This is a genomic window from Limnothrix sp. FACHB-406 (assembly GCF_014698235.1).
Classification (GTDB): Bacteria; Cyanobacteriota; Cyanobacteriia; order CACIAM-69d; family CACIAM-69d; genus CACIAM-69d.
Map to the genome: position 1 here is coordinate 1 of NZ_JACJSP010000027.1, position 21289 is coordinate 21289.

Genomic DNA, 21289 nt, shown 5'->3' on the forward strand with positions numbered 1-21289 from the left:
GCTACTAGATAAATTGCGATATTTGCAAGTTGTACTCGGTCGCTATGGCTCAATCAGTCATTGGAGCTATGATTTACTGCCAGAAACTCTTGTTGCCTAGAATATGAAGTTTTGTGTTTAGATTCAACACTTCTGATAGTCATGATTTTTTAAAAACCTTAATTTGACTGGAATCTTGATCTATTTCACTATTTATTGATCATGTTAATTAGTGCTCGATCAGCGATCGCCCTGGCTGGCTTGGGGCTGCTTCTAGGAGGCTGCTCCAAACTCGATACGGAAAAAATTTCTGCTCAAATTCAGCAGGAATTACTCAACGCTAAAGTACCGGTCAACCAGTTGCGTTGCCCGGCGAATTTAACCCCTCGGACGGGGCAAACTTTTGAATGTGTGGGCAAGTTGGAACCGGAGGGCAATTTCTTTGTGGCTGTGACCCAAGTGGACGATCGCGCCACCATTCGTTGGGAAGTGATTAATTCTTGGCGACTGCTGGATTTAGGCTCCTTGCAGACTGATCTACAAACAGCCTTGGCAGCCCAAGAGGCCACCAGTGGCCCCAGCAACAGCCTGAAAATTGACTGTGGACAACCCTATCGAGTGGTTTCACCAGGCGATCGCTTTGAATGCCAAGTGATTGGGGCGGGCCAGGTGCGATCGATCACGGTGGATGTGCGCGATCAGGGGCAAATCACCTGGCAAACGCCCCCGCCTGCCCTGACGGCTCAACGGCCCAGCAACCCACCAGCCCAGGCGATCGCCCCCGAAACCAGTTCCACCCCCGCCAGCACCGATCCCGCCACCGCCACCACACCGGCCGCCCCGCGTTCCGCTCCGGCGGCTGCCCCAGCTCCCGGCCCAGCCAAGGATGCGACCGGCTGGACAGAATTAGCCGACTAACCGGCCTGGGTTGACCTGGGGAGATTCCGGCGCTTAATGACCAACCCAAATCACTTCGGGGCCGTCTTCGTCATCTTCCCAGTCTTCGTCCTCGTCAAAGTCCTCATCATCAAACTCAACCCCATCACCGCGCAGGGGGCGATCGAGCAGGGTGGGCAACTCCAAAACAACGGGGCCCAACTGATCCAGCCAATCCCAAACCCGCTGCAACAGCCCATCCAAGTTATGGCGGGTGGCGGCAGATACCTTCAGGATCGGTTCCGGGTGGTGGGGTTGCAGCTCCTCGATCAGGGTATCTACCCAATCGGCATCCACCGCGTCTACTTTGTTAATGGCTAGGATTTGCGGGCGATCGGTCAGGCCGCGCCCATAGGCCTGTAGCTCGTTTTGAATCGTGTGATAGGCCGCGATCGGGTCTTCTCCGGTCGCATCCACCAAGTGCAACAGCAGCCGCGTCCGTTCAATGTGCCGCAGAAACTCATGACCCAGGCCCAAGCCCTCATGGGCCCCTTCAATCAAACCGGGAATGTCCGCAAATACCGTGCCATCGCCCGTGGGCCGGCGCACCACACCCAAGTTCGGCACGAGGGTGGTGAAGGGGTAGTCGGCAATTTTCGGCTTGGCCGCCGAGAGCGCAGAAATCATTGTGGACTTGCCCGCATTCGGCAGCCCCACGATCCCCACCTCCGCCAGCAGCTTCAGCTCCAAATACAGCCGAAATTCTTCGCCGGGTAACCCAGGCAGGGCCAGTTCCGGTGCGCGGTTTCGGTTGCTCAAAAAATGGGCATTCCCGAGGCCGCCCTTGCCCCCTTTGGCGATGCAAATCCGCTGGCCGGGTTGCACCAAATCGGCCACCAAAACCCGGGTGTTGGCATCATAAACCGCTGTTCCGCAGGGCACTTCCACCACCAAATCTTCGCCGCTGCGGCCGGTGCAATTGTTGGGGCCGCCGCGCATTCCGTCTTGGGCCTTGAAGCGAGCGTTGTAGCGAAAGTCCAATAGGGTTTGCAGGCGATCGGTGGCGACAAAGTAAACGGAGCCGCCCCGACCCCCGTTACCGCCAGCGGGGCCCCCGGCGGGCACATATTTTTCCCGACGAAAGGCAACGATGCCGTCGCCCCCGTTGCCAGCTTGGACGACGATTTCTGAATGATCAATAAATTGCATGAAATAGTGGCGCGAAATGATGGGAAAGCAGCATTGGGGAAGTCCAGCAACCCTAGCCGGGGATCGCAGATGATCCGGGAGATGAAGGCTCGCGATCGAGCTAGCGGTGGCTTTGGGTTGGGCGGAGATCCCCGATCGCCCCCAGAACCCACCTAGCAGTAGGGGGTGATGTCTTCACCACAGTCGTCTGCCAAGTAGGAGAGAGCACGAAATCGCAACCCCATGAGCTGGTCGTAGAGTGGGTTGAGCTTGCACATGGGGGGAATGTGGGCCAGCTTGCGCCCAAAAACGACCACATCCCGCTCGAAGGGGCATTGGGCGGGGATCATTTTACAGAGAAAGTGCGCAACTTTGGGATTGTGAATTTCCAAACCATCGAGCCAATGGCGCACGGGGTTGAGCACATCGCCCCGGTGTGGGTCGGGGTGGGTCTGAATCGGCTCGGCGCAATTGAGGGTTTGTTGTAGAGCTTCAAAGGCGGGAATTTTGCGGCCAAGGGCGGTGCTGAACTGCCGAATGAGCTGATCTTCGGAGTCGGAGTAAATGCCGTCAGCGATCGCCACCATCACGGCGGTGCGCAGGAAGTTATCTGCGTGGTGGGGGTCGTCTCCGAGTTCGGCGGCCAGTTCTTCGGGGGTGAGGGGTTCGAGGATGGCTTCGGGGTCGAGGGTTTCGTGGGTGAGGGAGGTGATGATTTCCCGTTCTTCATCATCAAGGTGACCATCGGCCCAAGCAACGGTGGTCAGGCCTCGCAACCACAGCAGGGTACGAACGCGATCGGATGGTTCTGCCACAAGAGTCATAAAAACTGACACCTAATCGCAACTTTGTGTCTCAATCCCTTTGTGTCTTGATCAATATCCTAAGAGGGGCGATCGCGCCCTGGCCCGCAGTACCTACTTCTCTTAACAACTGATCTTTGAACAACGGATCACAACTGTTTTAACAACTGAATCTGGCTGGTGAATCTGGCCGATGAATTGGGCTGATCGGTTGAAACTATTGGGCGGCTGGCGGGGGTGGCTCCGGCTCAGTGCGCGAATCTGAGTGAATTTCCGAAACTTTACTGACCAGGAATACGAGCCGGAATGGCTGACCCATATCTTTTTCCAGAAATTCTTCGAGCAATTGGGCTTGAAAGGGCGAAATGCTCTCGGCCGATTGAACGGTGAGGCGAACTTCTGGTGGGCTGGCCAGCCAGTTAACGCTGCTGTCAATGAGCTTCACGCGCCGGAAAGTGAGGGTTCGATCGAGCAGGGCTTGGCGCAAGCTGGCTTCTAGCCGGGCCTGGCGCACCAGTTCGGAAAAGCTGTAGGTCAACGGCACGGCTAACAGTAGGGTCATGCCGATGATCGCGGTCATGCCGTGGCGGCCGGTTTTCAAGGGCAGTTCCCCCAAAACCCAGAAGGTTAGTGCCGCCGCCAAGGCAATGCCACAGAGGTTTGTCAACAGCAGTAGGGCGGCCCCTTGGGCCAACAGACCATAGCCCTGGGAAATGGCGAGGCCAACGGTACAGGCGGGCGGCATCAGGGCCACGGCGATCGCGGTTCCTGCCACGGTTCCCGAAACCTTGGGCTGCACCATGGCATAGGCGCTGACCGCTCCGGCCACGAGGGCCACGCCTAAATCCAACAGGTTGGGATTTCCCCGGGCCAGCACTTCACTGCCAAAGGCGGGAATGCCTGCCAACCAGCCAACCAAGGCAGACAGCCCGATCGCCAGAAACACACCACAACTGAGCGACCCAAAACCCCGCCGAAACAGAGACCAATCGCCCGCCACAACGCTCCAGGCGATCGCCCGAATGGGCAACATCAGGGGCGCGATGATCATGGCCCCAATGATGACGGCGACGCTGTTGGCCAACAGTCCAAAGGAGGCAATCAAACAGGCCGCGAGGACTTGGGTGAGATAGGGGCGATCGATCCGCGCATCTTCCCAGAGCATGTGATTGAGCTGGGTCGATCGCTCCGGTGACAAGCGCTGCCACTGAATCAGCCGCTGACGGGCGGCCTTGCCCCATTGCCAAAGGTCAGACCGGCTAGCCTGACACCCCCCTTGCCTGATCCACCCCGACTTGTGCTGCTTTTGCGCCATGAACTGGCTCCTGATTGCTGGACTGCTGTGGGATTGGGCAGGCTCCATTATCGATCGCGCCCGCAGGAGGTTGACGGCGCGATCGGTGCGGCGCGATCGGGGGGGATGGAGAGGATTTGGATGCCCAATCCGCGTCGGCTGTTGATTGGCAGCGATTGGGGGCATGGAGGGGCGATCGGAACTGTCATCGGAACTGCCAATCGATCCCAAGCTCAGGGCATGGTTGGGGTAATCTTTAAAGAGGATGCAAAAAAATTTCATGTTTCTTTAGCTTCCAGGGATCACGATTCAGGTCTGAATTCCTTACCCTGTGGAATTGACCCGCTGGAATTGCCCCTGTGACGTTGGGCGAACAGACCGCCTAGCGCCATCGCCGCCAATTGCCTCTCACTTGCCACCCGCCTGGGGTTAAACCATGGCCCTCGACTTGCCCGATCGCACCACAACGGACGCTTCACCCGCACCCATGCCACCGACCCCGATCGATGACGAAATCCTTGATCTGGATGACGAAGCCCTTGACCCTGGAGATGACCTGTGGCTCCCGGGAACTGCTTGGCTGAGCGGCCCCCGGGGGTTGTTGGTGGGCCTGGGGGCGGGGGTGTTGGTCAGTTTGGGGGTGAGCTTTGCCCTGGGAGGCCGCAATCCCCAAGCGCAACCCGCCGTGGCCCAACAGCCCGCGACGGCCACCGCGCCCCCGGCGACCGGCAGCGAACAGCCGGTGACCATTGCCACCGCAGAATTGGCCCAAGTGAGCCGAACGATCGAAGCCAGCGGCACGATCGAGGCCCGTGAGCTAGTGCCCGTGCAACCGCCGGGTACTGGGCTAAAGGTGCTGCAAATTTTGGCCGATGAGGGGCAAGTGGTGCAGCAGGGGCAAACCCTAGCCATCGTCGATGATTCCTTGTTGCGCACCCAGTTGGGTCAAGCCCGCGCCCAGGCCTTGGAAGAGGAAGCGGCCCTGGCAAAGTTGCGCAGTGGGTTCCGGCCGGAGGAAATTGCCCAGGCCCGCGAGGCGGCCCGCCAGGCAGCAGCGGGGGTCGATCGCGCCAGAGCTGACCTGGCCCTTTCAAAGTTGCGAGTCGATCGCAACCAATCCCTGGCCAATGAGGGGGCAATCTCGCGCGATCGCTTGGATGAAGTGATTACCCGGGCCCGGGGCGACGAGGCGGCCCTCGAACAGGCCCAAGCCCGCTTTGCGGAAACCCAGCAGCGCTACCGCCAGTTAGCCACCGGTAACCGCCGAGAAGACATTACCCAAGCAGAAGCCCGCTTTTTGCAGGCGCGTGGCCGGGTGCGCCAAATCATGGAGCAACTCAAAAACTCGCGAGTCTTGGCTCCCGCGCCGGGGGTGATTGTGAAGCGGGAAACCACCGTGGGCAATGTGACGGCCAATACGCCGCTCTTCCAAATTGCAGCGGTGGGCAAGCTGGAACTGCATTTGAAAGTTCCCGAAACCCAACTCCGGGGTATTCAGCCGGGGCAACCGGTGCAGGCGATCGTGGATGCCACCCGGCAGGTGATTAACGGTCGGGTGCGCGAAATTGACCCCACGATCGACCCCCAATCTCGTCTGGCCACGGTCAAGGTGGAGCTGCAATCCTCGCCGGGACTGCGCACGGGGATGTTTTTGCGGGCCGCCGTGGGGGTTTCCATGGGGCGCGGCTTGGCGATTCCGGCCAAAGCGGTGTTGCCACAGCCGGATGGCACAGCGATCGCCTATCGCTTGAACCCCGACAACACAGTTAGTGCCCAGCGCGTTGAAGTGGGCAAGGTGCTCCCCGATGGGCGGGTGGAAGTGCGCAGCGGTTTGCAAGCGGGCCAAGGAGTCGTGGTCAAGGGTGGGCCCTACCTGAAAGATGGCGATCGGGTGCGTGTGATGCCCAATTAAATGCCCGTTAATGCCCGTTGATGCTTGTTGATTAGTTGATCAAATGCCCGTTGATTAGCTGAATCAATTGATCAAATGCCTGTCGATCAATTGCCCGTTGATCAAATGCCCGTTGTATCGATGTTTTCAGATGCCTAATGCCGTCACTTCGGACGAACGGATTTTTGACCGATGAGTAACTTCAACCTGTCCGCTGGTTCGATTCGGAAACCGATCCCCACGATTTTGGCCTGTTTGGTGGCGGCCATCTTGGGGGTTGCCTCCTTTTTGAATTTGGGCATCGACCAAAGCCCAAATATCGATGTACCGGCGGTATCCGTCACGGTGATTCAACCCGGCGCGGGGCCCGTGGAACTGGAAACCGAGGTGACTAAAAAGGTGGAGGATGCGATCGCCGCCTTGGGCAACATTGACCAGATGACCTCCACGGTGACCGATGGGCGATCGTTCACGCTGGTCAACTTTGTGCTGGGAACCGATGCCAACCAGGCCACCAATGATGTGCGCAATGCCATCTCCCAGATTCGATCGAGCCTGCCCGCTTCGGTGGATGAGCCGTTGGTCGATCGGGTGGAATTCAGCGGCGGGGCGATCATGACCTACGCCTTGTCGGGCGAGGGAAAATCCGTTGAAGAATTGAGCGATTTGGTCGATCGCACCATTGCCCGGGAATTGCTGTCCGTGTCCGGTGTGGCCCAGGTGGAGCGATTGGGGGGCGTGAGTCGGGCAATTCGGATTGATTTGGATCCGGGGCGACTGTCAGCCTATGGGATTACGGCCACCCAGGTGAATGACCAGGTGCGATCGCTCAATGCCAACTTCCCTGGCGGCCAGGTGGACGTGGGCGGCAGCCAGCAAACGATCCGCACCTTGGGCAGCGCCCGCACCCTCAGCCAACTGCAAAACTACCGAGTTACCCTGCCCAATGGCGGCACGATTCCCCTCGCGAGCCTGGGCCGTGTCAGCGACAGTTTCACGGAACCCAAGGAAGCGGCCTTTTTGAATGGGGAGCCGGCCGTGGCCTTTTCCGTGCTCCGCAGCACCGGCAGCACCCTGGTGACCGTGGAAGAAAATGTCACCAAAGCGGTGGCGGAACTGCAAAAGCGCTTGCCTAATCTCAAATTTGATTTGATTTTTAGCGACGCGGATCCGATTCGGATGACCTATCGATCGACCGTTGAGGAGCTAATTTCTTCCTGCATTCTCACCACGATCGTCGTAGGCATCTTCCTGCGCAACGTTCGTTACACGCTGATTGCGGGGGCGGCTCTGCCGTTGTCGATCATCCCAACCTTTGCGGTGATGCAAATGCTGGGCTACACGCTCAACAGCATGACCCTGCTGGCCTTGGCCCTGGCGATCGGGAACTTGATCGATGACGCGGTGTGCGTGGTGGAGGATGTCGATCGGCACTTGAACATGGGCAAATCGCCCCGACAGGCGGCCTTGGATGCGTCGTCGGAATTGGGCTTTTCCCTGCTGGCCACCGCCGGAACCCTGATCGGCGTGTTCTTGCCGGTGGCTTTCATGGGTGGCATTCCGGGGCAATTTTTCCAGCCCTTTGGGGTCACGGTGGCCGTGTCCACGGTCTTTTCCACCACCGTTGCCTGTACCGTCACCCCCATGATGAGCGCCTACTTGCTGAAACCCAAGGCCAACCTGGAGCTGGTGGCAGAGGCGCAATCGACCGAAACCCAACCGGGCCCCTATCGCCGGGTGCTGGTTTGGGCCCTGCGGCATCGGGTCGCCACCTTGATGATCGCGATCGCCTTTTTCATCGCCAGTTTGCAGTTAGTGCCCTTCATTCCTAAAGGCTTGTTTAGCAGTGGTGACACGGGCCTCAGCACCGTGGAAATTGAACTGCCACCGGGCACGCCTCTCGAAGAAACCGTGGAAGTCATGAGCCGTACCTACGGCCTGCTGAAAGCAAATCCAGCGGTCGATCGGGTGTTGTTTGCCGCTCGCCAAAACAACCTGGCCACGGGGTATGTGAACCTGAAACCCGAAGACCAACGCAGCGTTACCCAGCGGCAATTTGAGCAACAGATGCGGGAACAGTTCAAGTCGATCGCCGGGGCCCGGGTCACCTTCCAAAGCTTGCAAAGCCGAGGCGGCACTAGCAAAGATCTGCGGATTGTGCTCAAGAGTGAAAATCCGGAACTGCTGACCAAAACCGCCGCTGACTTGGAGCGACAAATGCGCGGCCTGTCCGGTTTGGTGGAAGTCACCTCCAGCGCCAGCCTAGTGAAGCCAGAAGTGGCCATCATTCCCGATGTGCAACGGGCAACGGACTTGGGCGTTTCGGTTCAGGCCATTTCCCGCACCGCCACCCTGGCCACGATCGGGGATAACGAATCGAGCTTGGCTAAGTTCAACCTGAGCGATCGGCAAATCCCGATTTGGGTAAAAATTGCCCCTCAATTCCGCAGCAACATCGAAACCCTCGAAAATTTGCGGGTTCCCGGTCGCAACGGAGCCATGATTCCCCTCACCAGCGTGGCGGATATTCAGCTCATCAGCGGGCCCGCCCAAATTAATCGCTACAACCGATCGCGCCAGGTCACCCTAGATGCCAATCTGCAAGGCATCTCCCTGGGCACGGCCTTGGAACAGATTCGCGCCCTGCCGGCCATGAACCCCTTGCCCCCCGGCATTGAAGAAGAACCGGCCGGCGATGCCAAAATCATGCGCGATATTTTCAGCCGGTTTTTGTCCGCGTTGGGGTTGGGCGTGCTCTCGATCTACGGGGTGTTGGTGCTGCTCTATAACAGCTTCCTTTACCCGATCGGGATTTTGGCGGCCCTGCCGTTGGCCACGGGCGGCACTTTCCTAGGCCTGTTGGTGATGCAAAAGGAACTGGGTCTCTTTGCCCTGATTGGGATTGTGTTGCTAATGGGGCTGGTCACCAAAAACGCGATTCTGCTGGTGGACTTTGCCCTCGAAGCGGAACGCCACGGACTTCCCCAATCGAAAGCCGTGATTGAATCCGGTGTGGCCCGCCTGCGCCCCATTTTGATGACCTCCGTGTCAACGGTGGTGGGGCTGTTTCCTCTGGCCTTGGGTTTGGGAGCCGGAGCCGAAGAGCGCAGCCCCATGGCCGTGGCTGTGATTGGCGGGTTCACCACTTCAACCCTGCTGACGCTGCTGGTGGTGCCTGTGTTGTTTACCTATGTGGACAATATCCAGCATTGGTTCAAGCAACTGGTGGGGATTGAGCCGCGTCGCCGCCGTCGATCGACCGTTCGCAAAGTTCTGGAGTCGTGATCTCCGCCACAGGAACGCCCCCTAAGAACGGCATACAATCAGATCAGAACCGGCGAATCTAAGCCTGGGGGTGTCTTGATGTTGGTCATGCTCCTGAACAGTGGCTTGTTGACCCCTAAAGATGTTTGCCAAGGTTGCCTGTGGGCCGATCGCACGGGTAATCCGCGTTGGCAGAATGGTCATCTCTCCTGTGCCCATGCGGTGCGGCCTGCCGCCGACAACCAACCCGCTTGCTATGAGTGTGAGATGGGTTTTCTCCTAGCGGATGTTTGCAGCCACTCGGGTTAAGTCTTTAGCTGCGCGATTTTCAGTGACCTGTGGATGGCGGGTGTGGCAATTAGGTTGCCCATGCCCGCCTCTTGTTATTAGATTTCCTATCAAACTTTCTATCAAACTTCCTATCAAATTTCCAAAGCAATTTCACCAATAGCCCAATCCTGTAGCTAAATCGATCGACCCAATGGGGTGACTGCATGAGGCGGCTGAACTGAGATCAGAAGCTCCATTAAACGAGGATGCTTTGGTTGAGTGAGGTTTCCATTCGCCTTGATGGGAATGATGCGACTTGTTAGCGAATTTCCTGGCGAATTCTGTTCAGATATTTCATCAAGATAGGTTAAGAAATCGTGATTTAAACTTGGGTTAAACTTCAGATCTCGATCGAGTCTAATCGGCTGGTTGCTCCGTTTCATGGATAATTTCTCAATTAGCCGGTAATTGGCCGATAATTAGCCGGAGAGTGTGCTGGTTGCCCCAAGAAGCCACGGTAAAAATGGGAAAGAACCGGTTAAGAATCGATCGATGCGAGAAATTAAGTAATTTTTGATCGCTTTTTGTTGTTTTAATGGCTTCTTCAAAAACGCATCAATCGACACTTTTCATCGGAAAATCTTGCTAATTTAGGAAAATTCGGCCGCTAAACAACCCAAGAGAATTTGTTTAGACTTCCACCGCCCAAGCAAGTATTTACAAATTTTACAAAAATCGCACTATTTTGCTCGGCATTCCTTAAGAAAACCGATCGCTCCCTCAATTCATCTGGGAACTGACGCTAGGCTAGATTTGTGATTCGATCTTGCCCCCGCTGTGGCCACCCATGCTCGACCCCCACGGGCGATCGGGGATGGAAATCACGGAATGGCGATCGGGTCATTATTTTCCCTTCTCTTTTGGCATGAATTCCCCGAAGGATTGGTGCTTTTGGCTAACCCTTCCGTGGCTTCTGCACCGGATCTAGCGCTACCAGCTCACGACTTAATTGCTTTCCTTTGCCTTAACCAACCCATTAGCCGCATCAAGCTAGCCTAATCAAATTCAACCGCGCCCAATGAAGTTGGCTGTTTTGAATTGGCTGCCCTGAATTAATTCCTTTGAATTGGCTGTCCTGAATCTACCCGCATCAGCTCAATGCTTCTGAGGTTCAGTCTTTGCCAAAGGAAGCTCGCCTGATCCAGTTTTCTGAACATTTTTGAACATTTGAGATAACCAATCACCCGCTTGATCGCTGCAAGGTTGTTGCCATGGCAGCGCTGTAAGGGGTTGCTTTGTGCTGCCTTGGCACAACGGCACAGCATTGGTTGAGAGTCATGAAAGTGAGTGGAACTATGGCTATTGCAACTAAGCCTGATCAAGATCAGCCGGTCAGTCAACCCTCTGGTGCTGTCTCTGCGAATGCCCCAATGAGTCAATCTGGATCGGCTGGGTCGGCTGGATCAAAGGCTTCTGGATCGAAGGGTTCTAAAACTGCAAGGGCAACTGATTCTTCGGCGGTTGATAAACGGTTCAAGGCGTTGGATTTGGTGATGAAACGCCAACAATATCGCCAAGATGCTTTGATTGAAGTTCTGCACCGGGCCCAAGAAATCTTTGGTTATTTAGAGGAAAAAACGCTGTTGCATGTGGCTCGATCGCTCCAATTACCTGCGAGCCATGTGTTGGGTGTCGCCACGTTTTATCACCTCTTTTCCCTCAAGCCCAGCGGTGAACATACCTGTGTGGTTTGTTTGGGAACCGCTTGCTATGTCAAGGGGAGCGGCGATGTGCTGAATGCTTTGGAAAAACACACCGGTATTCAGTCGGGAGCCACCACCAGCGACGGCAAAGTTTCGTTGGTGACGGCCCGTTGCATCGGAGCCTGCGGCATTGCGCCAGCGGTGGTGTTTGACGGGCAAGTGGCGGCGCAGGTGACCACAGAACAGGCGATCGCCCGCATTGATCAGTGGCGTGGTGATGCATGAATCGTTGGGTTGCGAATCGTGGTTACCTGTGGCCTGCCCGCAGCCTGCCCATGATTCGCCCTGAATGACCTACTCGAAATGACGTGCATTATCCGTTAATTTGCCGTCCCGTTTGTCGCCCCGTTTTCCCCAATCTGCTGACCAAGCTGCCTGAGGAGTCCGAATCCATGGATGGTCATGAACTGCTCGATCTCGCGGAACAATGTGCCCAGGCGAAAAAGCCCATTCGTGTACATTGCTGCACTTCCACGGGCTGCCAAGCGGCTCGATCGCTCGAAGTTAAAAAAGCCCTTGAAAAACGGGTTCAGGATTGCCAACTAGCCGATCGCGTGGAAGTGGTTGGCGTGGGTTGCATGGGGTTTTGTGGCCAGGGGCCGATGGTGGAATTGGACTCCACCGATCCCCAGGTAACAACCACCCATTACGAAAAGGTGACCCCGGCACAGGCCCCCTCAATTATTGACACCATTCAAGGGGGCAAAACCGATGCCCTACAGGGCAATTCGCAACACCCATTTTTTGCGAAGCAGTTGCTGATTGTGCGGAACCACAGCGGCAAAGTTGACCCGGAACGCATTGAAGAATCGATCGCCCTTGGTGCTTATCAAGCCCTCCACCATGCCCTGTTTGAACTCACCCCAGAAGCGGTCGTTCAAGAAATCTCGAAATCGGGCCTGCGGGGCCGAGGCGGTGCGGGCTATCCCACAGGGTTGAAGTGGGCCACGGTGGCCAAAATGCCCCCCGGCCAGAAGTATGTGATTTGTAATGGAGATGAAGGAGATCCAGGCGCATTCATGGATCGCAGCGTTCTGGAGAGCGATCCCCACCGGATCCTAGAAGGCATGGCGATCGCAGGCTATGCCGTGGGAGCTGACCAAGGATTTATCTATGTGCGAGCGGAATATCCCCTAGCGATTCATCGCCTGCAAAAGGCCATTCAACAGGCCAAGCAAAAGGGATTTTTAGGGAGCCAAATTTTTGGTTCGGGTTTTGATTTCAAGGTGGATATTCGGGTGGGGGCTGGGGCCTTTGTTTGTGGCGAAGAAACGGCCCTGATTGCTTCTGTGGAAGGCAAGCGCGGCACTCCCCGTCCCCGGCCGCCCTACCCGGCCATTTCGGGCCTCTGGCAAGCGCCCACCCTGATCAACAACGTGGAAACCTTCGCCAACATTGCCCCGATCATTCGCAAGGGTGCGGATTGGTTTGCGGGCATTGGCACGGAAACCAGCAAGGGCACCAAGATCTTTTCCTTGACCGGCAAGGTTTGCAACACCGGCCTCATTGAAGTGCCGATGGGCATTAGCTTGCGAACGATCGTGGAAGAAATGGGCGGCGGTGTTTCCGAAGGGCAGGTGAAAGCAGTCCAAACGGGCGGTCCCTCGGGCGGCTGCATCCCCAGCAGCTATCTGGACACGCCTGTGGATTACGAGTCCTTGGCGGCTTTGGGGTCAATGATGGGATCCGGCGGCATGGTGGTGATGGATGACAAAACCAGCATGGTGGAGGTGGCGCGGTTCTATATGGAATTTTGCCGCAGTGAGTCTTGTGGGCGCTGTGTGCCTTGCCGGACGGGCACGGTTCAACTCCATGATTTGCTGACCAAGCTGGTGGAAGGTCGGGGCACGGCCTTTGATCTGGCGCAAATGGAAAGCCTTTGTCAGGTGGTGCGCCACACCAGCCTTTGCGGGTTGGGCATGTCGGCTCCGAATCCGATCGTGAGCACGTTGCGCTATTTCCCGGAGGAATATCAAGCCCTGTTGCAGCCCGATCGCTGGCGAATTCCGGCGACGGTTTCTTGAGGGGGATGCATCAGGTTGAACCTAATCATTAAACCCAGTGGTTGAACCTAATCATTAAACCCAGTGGTTGAACCTAATTACTGATCTTTTGCTGATTTTTTGCTGATCTTCTTGGGCTGATCGAAGCAAGCAATTTCATGGGACTGAAGGGATTTAACGTATGGCTGTCGTAACGCTGACAATTGATGGGGTGGCGGTCGCCGCTGAAGCAAAAGCCAGTATTTTGCAGGCGGCGCGATCGGCTGGCATTGCCATTCCCACCCTGTGCCATTTGGAAGGGGTTTCGGATGTGGGAGGCTGTCGTCTTTGTGTGGTGGAAGTGGCGGGAATTAACAAACTATTGCCCGCCTGTGTGACCCAAGTGGCCGAGGGCATGGCGGTGCAAACCAACACGCCCACGTTGCAGTCCTACCGCCGAACCTTGGTGGAATTGCTCTTTGCAGAAGGCAACCATGTTTGTTCCGTTTGCGTGGCCAATAATCACTGTGAATTGCAGGATATGGCCACCACGGTGGGGATGGATCATAGCCATTTTGCCTACCAATTTCCCAAGCGGGATGTGGATGTTTCCCATGAAAAATTCGGACTCGATCGCAACCGTTGTATCTACTGCACCCGCTGCATTCGAGTGTGCGACGAAATTGAAGGAGCCAGGGTTTGGGATATTGCGTTCCGGGGCGAACGGGTCAAATTAATTGCCGGTTTGGATCAGCCCTGGGGTGATGTGGATGCTTGCACATCCTGCGGTAAATGCGTGGATGCTTGCCCCACGGGTGCTTTGTTTAAGAAAGGATCAACGGTTGCGGAAATGACGCGCGATCGCGATCGCCTGCAATTTTTGCAATCCGCTAGGGAGGAACACCAATGGACACGCTAACCAATCCCGCTCAAGGGGCTGCGGTGGCCACGGAAGGAGCCGATCGCCCCAAATTACGCTTTGCAACCGTTTGGTTAGGGGGCTGTTCCGGTTGTCACATGTCCTTTTTGGACTTAGATGAGTGGCTGTTTGAGCTGGCGAAATACGCGGAGGTGGTGTTTAGCCCCGTGGGCAGCGATGCCAAGATTTTTCCCGATCAGGTGGATATTTGCCTGGCAGAAGGAGCCGTTGCCAATGAGGAAAATTTGGAATTTATCCAAAAGGTGCGATCGCGCAGCAAGCTGTTAATTTCTTTTGGCGATTGTGCGGTGAATGGCAATGTAACCGCCATGCGTAATCCGAGCGCCACCGTTGAAGAAATTCTCGATCGTTGCTATCTGGAATTGGCGGATTTATCGCCGCAATATCCTCGAGAGCCGGGCATTGTGCCGCCCTTGATTAAACAGGCCTTGCCCGTCCATCAAGTGGTTCCTGTGGATGTGTTTTTGCCCGGTTGTCCGCCCTCGGCTGCCCAAATTCAAAGCGCCCTGGAGTCACTTTTTACTGGTGAAGCCCAAACAGCCAATCTGAAATTTGGTTAGGGACAGGGGGCAGCAATGGCAGGCGATCGACGGCGGCAACCATGGCGACTTTGGCTTTCGAGGGGACTCTTGATCGGGGCGATCGGGCTGATCTTATCCCTCTGGAGCTTAGGAGTTAGGGCCAACTCCCCCAGCACCTGTCAATACAAAGAGCGCCCCCTATTTGGCAAGGTGCAAATTGTTGAATCCTTTCCCGATTTTACGGTGCAGGTTGTTGAAGCATTCCCCGATTTGAAAGTGCAAATCGTCAACGCATTTCCCGATCGGTGTGGTGAGTGGCAATTTGTCAATGCTTTCCCCGACTTCAAAATCAAATTTGTGACGGCATTTCCTGACCTCAAAATTCAGTTTGTCACCAGCTTCCCGGGCTTAACCTAAGCGTAACCCCAGTGAAGTAGGGCTGACATTAGCAGAAATTAGCCATTGAAAATGGGCAAATTGGACTGCGGTAATCCTCTGAAATCATGCGAGCATTATGAGTTCCAAACTGGTTATTGATCCGGTCACCCGCATTGAAGGTCATGCCAAAATCTCCCTGTTTTTGGATGATGCGGGAAAGGTTGAAGATGCCCACTTTCATGTGGTTGAATTTCGCGGATTTGAAAAATTTTGCGAAGGACGACCCATGTGGGAAATGGCGGGAATTACCTCCCGCATCTGTGGCATTTGCCCCGTGAGCCACTTGTTAGCCTCTGCAAAAACCGGCGACAAAATTTTGGCCGTGCGCGTCCCGATCGCGGGTGAAAAGTTGCGGCGGATGATGAACCTGGGGCAAATTTTGCAATCCCATGCCCTCAGCTTTTTCCATCTCAGCAGCCCCGATTTTCTGTTGGGTTGGGACAGTGACCCAGGCCAACGCAATGTTTTTGGATTAATGGCGGCGAATCCGGACTTGGCACGGGCGGGGATTCGGTTGCGGCAGTTTGGCCAAACGGTGATTGAGCTGTTGGGAGCGCGCAAAATCCATGCGGCTTGGCCGGTTCCTGGCGGGGTTCGCTATCCCTTGTCCGATGAAGGAAAAGCTTGGATTCAAGACCGATTGCCGGAATCACGAGCCACAATTTTAAGCGCGATCGAACTATTTGAATCGTGGCTTGATGCCCATCCGGTGGAAGTCGATGTGTTTGGTAAATTTCCATCGCTCTTCATGAGTTTGGTGGGTGATGATGGACGTTGGGAGCATTACGGCGGTCATCTGCGCATCATTGACAGTGAAGGGCAAATTGTCGCTGATCGCCTTTCGGAAGATGACTATCAATCCTTCATTGGCGAAGCCGTTGAACCCTGGTCTTATCTGAAGTTTCCCTACTACAAACCCTTGGGTTATCCCGATGGTGTGTATCGCGTGGGGCCCCTGGCTCGGTTGAATATTTGTGACTTCATTGGCACGCCAGAAGCCGATCGGGCCCTGGAGCGATTTAGACAGCGGGCCGGTGGGCGAGTGGCCACTTCTTCGTTTTTCTATCACTACGCTCGATTGATTGAAATTTTGGCCTGTGTTGAGGCGATCGAACAGTTAGTGAATGATCCTGATGTGCAGTCGCCTCGGGTGCGGGCGGAAGCCGGCATTAATGAACTGAATGGCGTTGGTGTGAGCGAAGCACCTCGGGGCACGTTGTTTCATCATTACCAAGTGGATGAAAACGGCTTAATCCAATCGGTGAATCTGATCATTGCCACGGGTCAAAATAACTTGGCGATGAATCGCACCATCAAACAAATTGCTCAACATTATGTTGAAGGCAGTAGCGATGGATCGATTCCAGAGGGAATTTTGAATCGGGTTGAAGCGGGAATTCGAGCCTTTGATCCTTGCTTGAGTTGTTCAACCCATGCGGTGGGGCAAATGCCGCTGAAACTAGATGTGTTCAATGCCGATCGGGTACTGATTCAGACCCTGGAGCGGTCTTCCTAGTAGCGTGGCTGCCTTAATTCGTTGGGTTAAATTACATGGCTGTTACCGTCACCAAATCGTTAGGCAGCAAGGGGCTTAAGCCCCTTGTTACCACGACTGGCTCCGCAACTTCGACTCAATGTATTAAGCCTGTCATGCTACTAGGAATTGCAGGTGAAAAATTGAGTTTTGACTGATGGTATTAACTACCGGACAGGATCAACTCCCGATCGATGGGTGAGCAACCCCTTGAACTCAATGACCAAATGACTCAGTTGAAACAGTTCAGTGGTATTGACCAGAATTTCGTTAGTTTTTGAGGTGCGATCGCCCTATGGTTACCCATCTTCCATCCCCGATCTTGGTGATTGGTTATGGCAATACTCTCCGCAGTGATGACGGTGTGGGGCCAGCGGTCGTCCAAGCCATTTCCCAATGGCAAAATTCACAACTTCAAACCCTCATTTGTCATCAATTAACCCCGGAGTTAGCCGATTTGATCGCGGGAGCTGGCTTGGTAATTTTTGTTGATGCCTTAGACTGCAATGCCCTGAAAATGTCTGCACCCAAAACCCAACTGCGATCGCTAGATTTGGGAATTCGCCCACCCACCCCGGCTTCCGCCACGGTCACCGCTGAAAATCCAGAAACTCCAAGTCTTTTGGGCCATTTCTATCAACCGGAAAGTCTGTTGCACATGACGAAATGGCTCTATGGCCATGTGCCCCCGGCTTGGTTAATTGCAGTGCCTGCGGTGTCCTTTGAGTTGGGCTGCGAATTTTCTGAAATTGCCATTCAAGGAATGCAACGGGCGCTGGTTGTCATTCAAACCCTGATTGACGAGGTACAAGGCATGACGACTCATTCTCCCTCGCTTCATCTGCCTAGTGAATCGCTGAAATTACCCGTCCAAATCTAAATCAATTGCCCGCTGTTCTTCTTTGTGCCTTTTGCTGGAGTGATGACCATGAAACGCCACCAAACCATGACCCTCGACGGTAACGAAGCCGTTGCCAAAATTGCCTACAGTCTCAGTGAACTAATTGTTATTTACCCCATTACGCCCGCTTCGCCCATGGGGGAATGGTCTGATGCTTGGGCAGCCCAAAACAAACCCAATCTTTGGGGATCTGTGCCGAGCGTGGTGGAAATGCAGAGCGAAGCCGGAGCGGCGGGCACGCTGCATGGGGCGCTCCAGGCGGGATCCCTGGCCACAACATTCACGGCTTCCCAAGGGTTGCTGTTGATGATTCCCAACATGTACAAAATTGCTGGGGAATTGACCGGTGCGACCTTGCATGTGGCTGCCCGATCGCTCGCGGCCCAAGGGTTGTCAATTTTTGGGGATCACAGTGATGTGATGGCCACGCGGGGCACGGGTTGGGCGCTATTGTGTTCGGCTTCGGTGCAAGAAGCCCATGATTTCGCTGCAATTTCCCACATTGCGGCCTTGAAATCTCGAGTGCCATTTCTGCACTTTTTTGATGGCTTTCGGACTTCCCACGAAATTCAAAAAATTGTTCCCGTGGATGAAGATCATTTGCGAGCAATGATCCCCGAAGCGGCGATTTTGGAGCACCGCGATCGCGCCCTCACTCCCGATCGCCCGGTGATGCGTGGCACGGCCCAAAATCCCGATGTTTACTTCCAAGGCCGGGAAACCGTTAACCCGTTTTATCTTGCCTGTTCGGAAATTGTGAAATCCGTGATGGCGGAATTTGGCAACCTGACGGGACGGGTTTATCAGCCCTTTGAATATGTGGGTGATCCGGAAGCGGAATCCGTGGCGATTCTGATGGGTTCCGGTTGCGAAACCGTTGAAGAAACGGTGCAAGCCCTGAATCAACAGGGACAGAAATTGGGAGTCTTGAAAGTTCGTTTATATCGTCCTTGGAGCGCGGCGGATTTCCTCACCGTATTGCCCACCAGCACCAAACGCATTGCCGTGCTTGATCGCACCAAAGAACCCGGCGCATTGGGCGAACCGCTTTATTTGGATGTGGTGGCAACGGTTCAACAATCGGCGCAACACCAGGCGGTCAAAACCATGATCGGCGGGCGCTATGGATTGTCTTCCAAGGAATTCACACCGGCCATGGTGAAGGCGGTGTTTGAAAATCTGCAATCGCCGGAACCCAAGAATGGATTCACGGTAGGAATTGTTGATGATGTGAGCTTCACGTCTCTGGACTTCGACCCCAACTTTGCTTTGCCGGGCGATCGCACCTTTGCGGCCATTTTCTATGGCTTGGGGGCTGATGGAACCGTGGGAGCCAACAAAAACACGATCGAAATTATTGGCGACAGCACCGATCAATATGCCCAAGGCTATTTCGTCTATGACTCCAAGAAGTCGGGGGCGATGACCGTTTCCCACCTGCGCTTTGGGGCTGACCCCATTCGGGCCCCTTACCTAATTGAAGGTGCGAAGTTCATTGGCTGTCACCAGTGGATGTTCCTGGAACGCTACGAAATTTTAGACAAGGCCCTGGATGGCGCAACGGTGCTGATCAATGCGGCCTATCCGGCGGAGGAAATTTGGGATCATTTGCCGCTAGAAGCCCAAGAAATCATCATTCGGAAGCAACTGAAACTTTGGGCGATTGATGCCTATAAAGTGGCTCGCGAGAGTGGCACGGGCGGTCACATTAATATTCCAATGCAGGTTTGCTTCTTCACCTTGACGGGGGTGTTGCCCCAGGAAGAAGCCCTCAATCAAATTCGGGCGGCGATTCAAAAAACCTACGGCAAAAAAGGGAGCGCCGTGGTGAATATGAACCTGCGGGCGGTGGATAATACCCTGTCGAATTTGCAAGAGGTGCCGATTCGATCGGCCCAATCCACCTTGCACCGGTTGCCCATGGTGTCCGATCGCGCGCCGGATTTTGTGCGCAATGTGCAGGCGGCGATGATGGCTCGGGAGGGCGATCGACTGCCGGTGAGCGCCTTGCCCTGCGATGGCACTTATCCCACGGGCACGTCCCAATGGGAAAAACGCAACATTGCCCAGCAACTGCCTGAATGGGATCCAGAGGTTTGCGTGCAGTGTGGTAAGTGCATCGCCATTTGTCCCCATGCCACCATTCGCGGCAAATCCTACGATCCGGCCGCTTTGGGAGATGCGCCGGCCGGGTTCCGGGTGGCCGACACGCGCGACCCGGACTTCAAGGGCGAAAAATTCACCATTCAGGTGGCTCCGGAAGACTGCACCGGCTGCGGTCTTTGTGTGGAAATTTGCCCCGCGAAGGATCGCAAGCGCCCCTCGCGCAAGGCGCTGAATTGGGTGAACCCCAACGAGGTACGCGACGCAGAGCGGACGAATTGGGACTTTTTCTTGGGGCTGCCAAATCCCGATCGCGCCAAATTACATCCCGATCGGCTGCGTCAACAGCAATGGCAAGAGCCACTCTTTGAATTCTCAGGAGCCTGTGCCGGTTGCGGCGAAACGCCCTACCTGAAGTTGGTGTCCCAATTGTTTGGCGATCGGGCATTGATTGCCAACGCCACCGGTTGCTCCTCGATCTATGGCGGCAACTTGCCCACCACCCCTTGGACTAAAAATGCCGATGGCCGCGGCCCCGCCTGGGCAAACAGCCTGTTTGAGGACAACGCGGAATTTGGCCTTGGGTTCCGCCTGTCCGTGAATCAGCAAGCCAACTTTGCCAGCGAGCTGCTGAAGCGGTTGGCTGGGGAGCTGGGTGACAGCACGGTTCAAGACCTGTTGCAGGCGGAACAGCGCACCGAAGCGGAAATTTGGGAACAGCGCGATCGGGTGGCCAGCCTAAAAACGCGCCTCCCCGAGATCAATCACCCCGATGCTCGGCGGTTGCTGGCCGTGGCAGACTACCTCGTCAAGAAATCCGTCTGGATTGTGGGGGGTGACGGTTGGGCCTATGACATTGGCTTTGGTGGCTTGGATCATGTCCTGGCCAGCGGCCAAAACGTCAATGTGTTGGTTTTGGATACGGAAGTCTATTCCAACACGGGGGGGCAAGCTTCAAAATCAACGCCCCGGGGCGCGGTGGCTAAGTTTGCCGCTGGTGGTAAGCCCGCCGCCAAGAAAGATCTCGGGGCGATCGCCATGACCTACGGCAACATCTACGTGGCCAGCGTGGCCATGGGGGCCCGTGATGAACATACCCTGCGGGCTTTTCTGGAGGCAGAGGCCTACGACGGCCCCTCGCTGATTTTGGCCTATAGCCACTGCATCGCCCACGGCATTGACATGAGCAAGGGCACGACTCACCAGAAAGCTGCGGTGGATAGCGGTCGTTGGTTCCTCTATCGCTATAACCCGGATCTGGTGGCCCAGGGCAAAAATCCGCTGCATTTGGATTCGCCCGCGCCGAAGATGCCTGTGGCGGCGGCCATGGATATGGAAACCCGCTTCAAGATGTTGAGCAAGACCAACCCGGCCGCCGCGCAACAGTTGGCCCAACAGGCGCAGGCGGACATTAACCACCGCTGGCGGTTCTATCAATACCTGGCGGCCCAGTCGATCGGGCAGCCCCCAGCAGCCGATCGCCCCAGCCCAACGCCGCCAGGGGATGCTGCCTCTTCCTCGGAACCCAAGCCGGTGTCCTAG

16 protein-coding genes are annotated in these 21289 nt (G+C 55.7%); 13 read left to right on the forward strand and 3 right to left on the reverse strand.

Annotated elements, in window-relative coordinates:
* The first annotated feature begins 201 nt into the window (after positions 1 to 201).
* A complete protein-coding gene (locus H6G53_RS17625; protein ID WP_190535256.1) occupies positions 202 to 897 on the forward strand; it encodes a DUF4333 domain-containing protein in 696 nt (231 codons plus the stop codon).
* 33 nt (positions 898 to 930) lie between these two features.
* Here the strand turns inward: H6G53_RS17625 and obgE are convergent, their stop codons facing one another.
* The 3 genes from obgE to H6G53_RS17640 form a co-directional block, all read right to left on the reverse strand.
* Positions 931 to 2064, reverse strand: a complete 1134-nt coding sequence (gene obgE / locus H6G53_RS17630) for a GTPase ObgE (RefSeq protein ID WP_190355502.1) — start codon at positions 2062 to 2064, stop codon at positions 931 to 933.
* Positions 2065 to 2216: 152 nt separating this feature from the next.
* On the reverse strand, positions 2217 to 2867 hold the full coding sequence (locus tag H6G53_RS17635) for a Mo-dependent nitrogenase C-terminal domain-containing protein (protein ID WP_099532896.1): 651 nt from the start codon (positions 2865 to 2867) through the stop codon (positions 2217 to 2219).
* 196 nt (positions 2868 to 3063) lie between these two features.
* A complete protein-coding gene (locus H6G53_RS17640; RefSeq protein WP_242030979.1) occupies positions 3064 to 4422 on the reverse strand; it encodes a DUF389 domain-containing protein in 1359 nt (452 codons plus the stop codon).
* 154 nt (positions 4423 to 4576) lie between these two features.
* On the opposite strand from H6G53_RS17640, the gene H6G53_RS17645 reads away from it, so the two are divergent.
* The 12 genes from H6G53_RS17645 to nifJ all read left to right on the forward strand — a co-directional run bounded on the left by H6G53_RS17645 (position 4577) and on the right by nifJ (position 21289).
* Complete coding sequence (locus H6G53_RS17645; protein ID WP_190535259.1) at positions 4577 to 6052, forward strand: efflux RND transporter periplasmic adaptor subunit; 1476 nt, start codon at positions 4577 to 4579, stop codon at positions 6050 to 6052.
* 171 nt (positions 6053 to 6223) lie between these two features.
* Positions 6224 to 9316 (forward strand): efflux RND transporter permease subunit, encoded by a 3093-nt coding sequence (locus tag H6G53_RS17650; RefSeq protein WP_099535035.1) that lies wholly within the window; start codon positions 6224 to 6226, stop codon positions 9314 to 9316.
* Positions 9317 to 9394: 78 nt separating this feature from the next.
* Positions 9395 to 9604: a hypothetical protein gene (locus H6G53_RS17655; RefSeq protein ID WP_099535036.1), complete on the forward strand. Its 210-nt coding sequence runs from the start codon at positions 9395 to 9397 to the stop codon at positions 9602 to 9604.
* Positions 9605 to 10391: 787 nt separating this feature from the next.
* Positions 10392 to 10553, forward strand: a complete 162-nt coding sequence (locus H6G53_RS17660; protein WP_190535262.1) for a hypothetical protein — start codon at positions 10392 to 10394, stop codon at positions 10551 to 10553.
* A 442-nt stretch (positions 10554 to 10995) separates the two neighbouring features.
* Positions 10996 to 11553: a bidirectional hydrogenase complex protein HoxE gene (hoxE, locus tag H6G53_RS17665; protein ID WP_190535264.1), complete on the forward strand. Its 558-nt coding sequence runs from the start codon at positions 10996 to 10998 to the stop codon at positions 11551 to 11553.
* A gap of 167 nt (positions 11554 to 11720) precedes the next feature.
* Positions 11721 to 13352 (forward strand): NuoF family protein, encoded by a 1632-nt coding sequence (locus tag H6G53_RS17670; RefSeq protein ID WP_190535290.1) that lies wholly within the window; start codon positions 11721 to 11723, stop codon positions 13350 to 13352.
* Positions 13353 to 13512: 160 nt separating this feature from the next.
* Positions 13513 to 14229, forward strand: coding sequence for a bidirectional hydrogenase complex protein HoxU (gene hoxU, locus H6G53_RS17675; RefSeq protein WP_099535039.1), 717 nt, complete (start codon positions 13513 to 13515; stop codon positions 14227 to 14229).
* Positions 14217 to 14810, forward strand: coding sequence for an oxidoreductase (locus tag H6G53_RS17680; RefSeq protein WP_190535267.1), 594 nt, complete (start codon positions 14217 to 14219; stop codon positions 14808 to 14810). Before hoxU ends, H6G53_RS17680 begins: the two co-directional genes overlap by 13 nt.
* Positions 14811 to 14825: 15 nt before the next feature.
* Positions 14826 to 15188 carry a hypothetical protein gene (locus tag H6G53_RS17685; RefSeq protein WP_199309310.1) on the forward strand — a complete coding sequence of 121 codons (363 nt, stop codon included), beginning with the start codon at positions 14826 to 14828 and terminating at the stop codon, positions 15186 to 15188.
* 97 nt (positions 15189 to 15285) lie between these two features.
* Positions 15286 to 16725 (forward strand): Ni/Fe hydrogenase subunit alpha, encoded by a 1440-nt coding sequence (locus H6G53_RS17690; RefSeq protein ID WP_099535042.1) that lies wholly within the window; start codon positions 15286 to 15288, stop codon positions 16723 to 16725.
* Positions 16726 to 17038: 313 nt separating this feature from the next.
* Positions 17039 to 17623: a hydrogenase maturation protease gene (locus H6G53_RS17695; RefSeq protein ID WP_143473173.1), complete on the forward strand. Its 585-nt coding sequence runs from the start codon at positions 17039 to 17041 to the stop codon at positions 17621 to 17623.
* Positions 17624 to 17671: 48 nt separating this feature from the next.
* Positions 17672 to 21289, forward strand: coding sequence for a pyruvate:ferredoxin (flavodoxin) oxidoreductase (gene nifJ, locus H6G53_RS17700; protein WP_199309311.1), 3618 nt, complete (start codon positions 17672 to 17674; stop codon positions 21287 to 21289).